The sequence below is a fragment of the Shinella granuli genome, from assembly GCF_004341885.1.
Lineage (GTDB): Bacteria > Pseudomonadota > Alphaproteobacteria > Rhizobiales > Rhizobiaceae > Shinella > Shinella granuli.
In genome coordinates this window covers 21,086-27,396 of sequence record NZ_SLVX01000037.1, presented here as the reverse complement: position 1 = coordinate 27,396, position 6,311 = coordinate 21,086, and the positions used below count along the sequence as shown (strand labels likewise).

Genomic DNA, 6,311 nt, shown 5'->3' with positions numbered 1-6,311 from the left:
TCTGTCAGGTCGCCGCGAGCCAAAACTGCCTCCTAAAAAGCAGTCTTGAATCACGCTTCTGCTGATTTGGGAATCCACTTTGTCAACAGGACCTAGGCGAGGGCCGTTGACTATTGCAGAATTCTGCACAGCCAACCGGCGACGCCACCAATCCCTTCAGAGTGCCGTGAAACCATCCGCCATCGATTTGCACCCAGCCGCCGGTTGCCGCACAATTTCCGTAGCCGCAGGACATGAGCGGCCGGAGTAATAGAGGACACCGATGGAATCTGTCATTCTTCACATTCTGCGCGACGCCGTCGATGCGCATCTGCCGGCCATCGTCGACGACGACCGGCGGCAGACGGCCCTGACATATCTCCGCGGCCTAGACATCGCAATCGCGGCCCGCTCATCCGAAAGCAAGACGTCGAGTGTCGCCGTGTTGAGAAATCAGAAGACGAAAGGCAGGCTGAATCGGGTGATTTCCGACTATCATCAATCGGCCATCGCCGATGCCAGGCGGTTACACCATCAAGGATTTCATGAACTCGGTTGGGATGTCCGGAACGAGATCGGCTGAGGAAATCCACGCATGCGATCAGAGGCGAAGTCTTGCACGAACTGCGGTCGTCGTGGAGAGCCGTTGCCGCGACCTATCCGAGATCACTAAATAAGAAACGCGATATCCTTTGTAGGTGTAACCGCGCCTAGTTTGCTTCCGTCGGGTATTTTCACCGTCGTGCACGTCCCTGTCGGATAGGGCGAAGGTTAACCAGTGATTAAATTTTCACTTGATGTTTTGGCCTCCATGCCGATGCTGACGACCATACTCAAAAGCTATCGGGGTGGATGGGGATGTTTATGGGGAAGATATTTAGATTTACCGTCGTGATGGTGCTGTCCATCGTTGCCGTGTTGGGAGCAACTAGCACAGGCAATGCACAAGAAGGAGCAAATTCCTCTGCACTTTCCGGAAATGTGTCGCTTCCCTCCATCGACGAAAAGACCGCAGCAACACTTCGCAGGATCGGCTTCGAGGTTTCCGAGGGGATTGCGTTCTTCCCGGAACGACGCGGCATAGATATACGTGGACGGTTGCGGCTTCTTTTGGCGTTGATGGCTGACCCCAATGTCATCGAAGATCGCGATCTCACGATGAATTTTGCGCGCTACTTTCTTCCGGAATCAGCGCTCGAACCCTATGTCACCATGCGCATGCGTGTTCCGTACTGGCGTGGCGACAATGAGTTTCAGCAGGACGACAGCCGCCGCGCGTTCCTCGACGCTCATCGTTCGGCTTTGCTTGCGCTGGCACCGGAACTGCCCTTGGTCTTCGCCAGTTCATTCCCGATCGAGTTCCGGCCTTATGATCACGCGAAGGCATCGCTGACCATCGTAAGGAATGGAGAGAGGCCCCTCGACGAAATCCAGCAGGCACTCCCTCTGTTCGATGCAATGTTTCTGGAATTGCCCATGAGCGAGGACGAGGCACGCCGGTATATCGAAGGCAGCTTCCCGAGTGTGCTGCAGGCCGGGATCGACTATCGCCCCACGCTCGGAATCCGCTATGTCGTTAAGGACGCCCGTCTGGATCGTGTTGGTGATCAATGGGATCTGGGGCTTGACGTGGAACTGGTGGATCAGGCGATCTACGCCGACGATGGGCTGACGGTCCCGTTGCTCGCACTTCCGCATCCCAACAATGTTCGCATATACGGTGGCGAGGACCCCGCAGCACAGGGATCGCTCCCCGTCATCGACAACTTCGCCAAACGGATCATGATTGCCCGGATGGTTCCTGAAATCGGCCAGTCGGAGCCGGTGATCGCCCGCCTTTTTACGGTGCGCCGGCAAGACGAGCGCGCGGCTCTTCGATCCGGCCGAGAGATCAGTTTCCCGCCGGTCATTCCCCGCACGCTTCTCGACAGGGATGTAAAGCCAACAGCGGCGGACCTTGACGCCTTCGTCCAATGGATAGATCGCAATGCGCCGAAGCAGGGCGACCATGTGCTGATGGATCGCGTCCTGCACCACGGCACCGCGAAACGGACACTGCGTAACTTCTGGGCTCATGGCGGCGAAGCCGTTTATTCCGGCGGCGGAGAATTGATCGAGCTGGCCCGCGATGCGTCGCCCGGCAGCTTCGCCTTCATCAACACGGATCACGGAGTCGATGAGGCATCGTACATGGTGTTTGCTCTGTCGGCGGGTGGTGCCCACCTTTGGCGGGACGAGGCCCTTTTGACCGGGTACGCCGAACCCGACCAAGTCCGGCTCGAAGTGCAGATTTTGCATACGGCTATAAGGAGCAGCAGCAATGGAAAGGCCGTCATGGTCGTGGAAGTGCATCCGGTCGCGCTTCACGTCAGGCACGGGGACGGCACCGAAACCCGCAGGGAACTGCCGCAGATCGACCAGACCGCGCCTCAGGATAGAACCGATCCCGGCTCGCGTTTCGACATTCTCGGCATCAGGCTTGGAATGCCGATCGATGAGGCGCGCAAGCTGCTGACGGAAGCATACGGCGGGGAGACTCGCACCGCGCCGCCGGCATCGGGTGCCGATAGCGAGCGTTGCTCGCAGACCCTTGCCGAGGTGTCACGTTTGCTTGACGCGCGGTTGGGGAGCCTTGATATCCGCCTTCATAACATCCAGCTCGGATATGAGGGGCTAAAAAAGGAGGAAGAAGCTTTCGGTCCTGATGAGCCGACCGTCGCTCAAAGCCGCGCACGTCTGGAAGCTCAACAAAAAGAAGCCGACGCCGAGATTGCCCAAACCCGGATCGATATCGTCCGGGACAGATATGATGCCCTGTTGGCTGCGGACTGCATCACGGCCGATATGCCCTTTGACGCATCCGGCGGCATGGACGCTCTGGAGAAGCTGGTGGAAATTCGCTTGTCTGGTGCACAGTTCGGCGTGTCGTCCGAACTGCCGGGAACTTTCAGGCTGGAGCCGGTCGTCTCACCGGGGCTGACCTTCGCCTTTGCATCGCGCACCTACCCTGATGAGGATCATCTTCTGGTCTTCCAAGCCAATGGCAATGACGGTCGACCCGCCGTTGCGGCCATTTACCGGACGATGCGTTCAGGCGACCTGAAGAAAGGCTCCAGCGCATTTGCCGACGGCATGTCAGGGAAATTCGGTCACCCGTCATTCACGTCCGGAAGCATGAATGTCTGGCTCGAAGCGCCCGACGATCCGATGATCCGACGCCTTTTCGAGTTCGGTGACCACGCCTGTGCGGTACCGTCTCAATGGTATGAAACGACCGTGTTCCCGAAGAACTATCTGGGAAATGATTGCGGCGTGGTGCTGTTGGGCGATCACTACAGGGCCGCCTTGCTGGACACACGTTTCATTAGCCAGACGGCCGAAGAAATCTACGCCGCCGAGGACGCATCTGCTGCAACCGAAAAGCAGGTTCCAGCCGTCCGGTTCTGACGCTGAAAATACCGGCCGGCGACTTCCATCGAGAGCGCCGGTCGGTATATGGAGGGATTTCAATTGAAAATATTCAAAAGTCTTGCGATGGCCTTCGCCATCTCCGTTGCTGCATCGCATGCGGTTGCGCAAACGCCTGTATCCGCCAGCGTCGACAGCGGAGTTAGTGATGTCGCCGGCCAGTGGCAGGGATCAATCTCATGCCGGGGTGATGAGGTCAATTTCGACCTCGAACTGGAGGCCGATGGTGCGTTGTTGCGGGGGAGCCTTCGCTTCCAGTCGGGTGATGTATCCGGTTCCCATGCCGTCACAGGCAGATATACCCCGCGCACGCGTAGCCTGACGATCATCCCCGGTTCATGGCAGGAGAGGCCGGCCGGTTGGCGCGCCGCGACCATTTCAGCGATTCTGCACGAGAATGGCCTCAGCCTTAAAGGCTCGGCGAATGCCTGCGGGCCTGATTCAGGCACGCACGACCTGATCGCAAAAAGACCGGGCGCCGAAGAGGAAACGCCTGCCGCCGCTGCTCGGTTCGTGCCCTCCCTTGGCGGCCCGTTTGAAGGACACTGGACGGGCCGGTGCATCGGCGAGCGTCGCGAATTTATCATTTCAATGGACGTGCTTCAGGAAGAAGACACCGTGATCGCGTTCATGAAACCAAAAGATTTCCGTCCGCAGCAACTTCGCGGCCGGATTGTCGATGGCAAGGCGAACCTGGTCAATCTTGCCTTGGCACAAACCTATCAGGCTCTCGAACTTTCCCTCGGCGCCGACGAGCGCATGACAGGCAGGAAGACGGACGGCGGCGCAAATTGCAACAAGATTGAGCTACAAAGACAGGGACCGGCACAAACACCGTCACTCGCGGGCAAGGAATGGCTTACCGGCGACTGGGCCGGGTATTATGCGGGGGACGGCCCGAACAATCAGAGACGTTTCTTCGAAGAATGGTCGTACAGGCCGACCTTTGCCGGAAACGCGGCGCTCCTTACGATCGGTGAGGCCGACGGTCAGGCCTATGGATACTTCAGGCTGGCTTCCCCTCCCGAGATGTCGGCAGAGCGCCAGGACAATTACTGGATCACGTTGCGTCCGCTTTTCACCGATGGTGATGGCCGGATCGTCTTTTCCATGTCCAAACTGCATCGCAGTGAAGGTCGATCTTACGCCAAAACGGGTCCGATAAACATCGTCGCTTCGCCGTTTGGGAGCGACGAAGGCCTCCTCGTGGAACGCTATCGTTTCCCGGGCAAGCCCGTGCTGTTTCACATGCAGGCGGTTGCACCGGAGAGCAGGCTCCTTTCCCATCCCACAGAAGGGCCGCCCCTGAGGCTCTCCGATGCAATGACCGGGACTCTTGTGGAAGCCCAGACACTCGACCAGCAGTGCGAACTGCTCGGCAACTGGATGAGTGACATAGCCGACCGTGAGAACCTCGGGCGGATGCAGGTAAGGGATGCGCGCCAGAGGATACTTCCCATCCTATACGACGAACAGTTCGTTCCCCTTGCCGGCCTGCCCTTCAGTCTCCTGGAATCGTACGAGCGATGGACGTTTCTCACCTGGCTGAGAACTGCCTGCCCATCGCGGATGGGCTGGCCGCGTTATCCGAGCGCCTCCGTCGAGGATGTTTTCAGAGGCGACGACTACCACAAGACAGTCGGTATGCTGGTCGATCACCAGGAAAGCGGCGGGTGGGCTGAAGAGGTTGTGGCCGAGCTTTCCGCTCTTCCGGATGAACCGGATGCTCTCGCTCGCATCGATGCAATTGAAAAGGGAGTAGAGGCGAGGAAGGCAGAACTCGAGATATCGCGCCTTGACGAAGTCCGCGCGGCGATCTCGACCAAACGCAACGCCGTTGCCTACGCCGCCTTTCTGGTGCGGTTCGAGGATATGGACGCATTGCCGGACGAAACGGATTCCCTGGTTCACCTGGCGAAACTCGCCAAGGAGGCTCGTGGTCTCATCCTCCCGCCAGATGCGAATATTACCACCCGTCTGCGTGAGAAGGTCATGAAGATCATCTCGCCGCAGCTCGACAGCGCGCTTCACGAGATGACGGCTTTGCCGACCTCTCTTGAGAGCCTGACCAGGGCAAATGCCATCTTCCGTGACGTCGGCGCGATGATGGGGCAGGCTGAGGAAGCGGTTTCGCCCCTCAACGAACGTGAACGCCTCGGCCAGCTTCGCGAACGTCGTGACGCTTTGCAGGCGGACCCTCAAATACGCGCCCTTCTGGTCGCGGAGCTTGATAGGGCGCGAACCAGCAACGATCCGGTCGTTGCCACGGAGAATGCGATTTTCGGCATTTTCGGCAAGTATGAGCCCGCAGGACTCGCGCCTCTGCTGGCGCAGGCCAGGGAGCAGGCAGCGATTGCCTCAATCGTCGTGGTCGACCGAGCCGGCGCGTTCGAGGATGCATCGGGCCCGTCGGCTGCCGAGATCGCCAGCTTCGTCTATCGAAGGGTCAAAGCTGCCGCTGAAGCCCAGAAAGCCAAAGAGGCCGCCTGCAGAAATGGCAACGCCAACAATCCGCTTGAGGCCCTTCACTGCCTCCCGATCGTTGTCGGTGACGAGTTCATGGGAGGCTTGAGGCCTCGCCTCGTAAGGGTCGAGAAGATCGGCTGCGAAACGCTGCGGACTGGAGTGAAGTACATCTGTCGTTTCCTTCAGCACGTTGAAATCTATTCGGGCAATGCAGGCCCGGCATCACCTGACATCGTCAGGGATTATCTGGGAACTATCCTGCCCGGCGGCTACAATGGCGAGGTAAGAACTGCGGAATTCGAGCGCATGAACGCGACGGGCGACGCACAGTGGAGAGTCGTGTGGTAGGCAGACGGAACCGCGCACCCGTCGGCGACAAAATCCGGCGGGAACTGGTT

Annotated in this window: 3 protein-coding genes; all 3 read left to right on the top strand. The window is 58.8% G+C overall.

Features of this window, described 5'->3' with window-relative positions; genetic code table 11:
- The first annotated feature begins 262 nt into the window (after positions 1-262).
- The 3 genes from EV665_RS29460 to EV665_RS29450 all read left to right on the top strand — a co-directional run bounded on the left by EV665_RS29460 (position 263) and on the right by EV665_RS29450 (position 6,261).
- On the top strand, positions 263-562 hold the full coding sequence (locus EV665_RS29460) for a hypothetical protein (RefSeq protein ID WP_133036880.1): 300 nt from the start codon (positions 263-265) through the stop codon (positions 560-562).
- A gap of 281 nt (positions 563-843) precedes the next feature.
- Positions 844-3,426 (top strand): hypothetical protein, encoded by a 2,583-nt coding sequence (locus EV665_RS29455; RefSeq protein WP_133036879.1) that lies wholly within the window; start codon positions 844-846, stop codon positions 3,424-3,426.
- A gap of 63 nt (positions 3,427-3,489) precedes the next feature.
- Positions 3,490-6,261 (top strand): hypothetical protein, encoded by a 2,772-nt coding sequence (locus EV665_RS29450; protein WP_133036878.1) that lies wholly within the window; start codon positions 3,490-3,492, stop codon positions 6,259-6,261.
- Positions 6,262-6,311: the final 50 nt, after the last annotated feature.

What these genes read in the sequence shown, in the direction of transcription:
- EV665_RS29460 (WP_133036880.1), top strand. Translation starts at nt 263, where the DNA reads ATGGAATCTGTCATTCTTCACATTCTGCGCGACGCCGTCGATGCGCAT.
- EV665_RS29455 (WP_133036879.1), top strand. Translation starts at nt 844, where the DNA reads ATGGGGAAGATATTTAGATTTACCGTCGTGATGGTGCTGTCCATCGTT.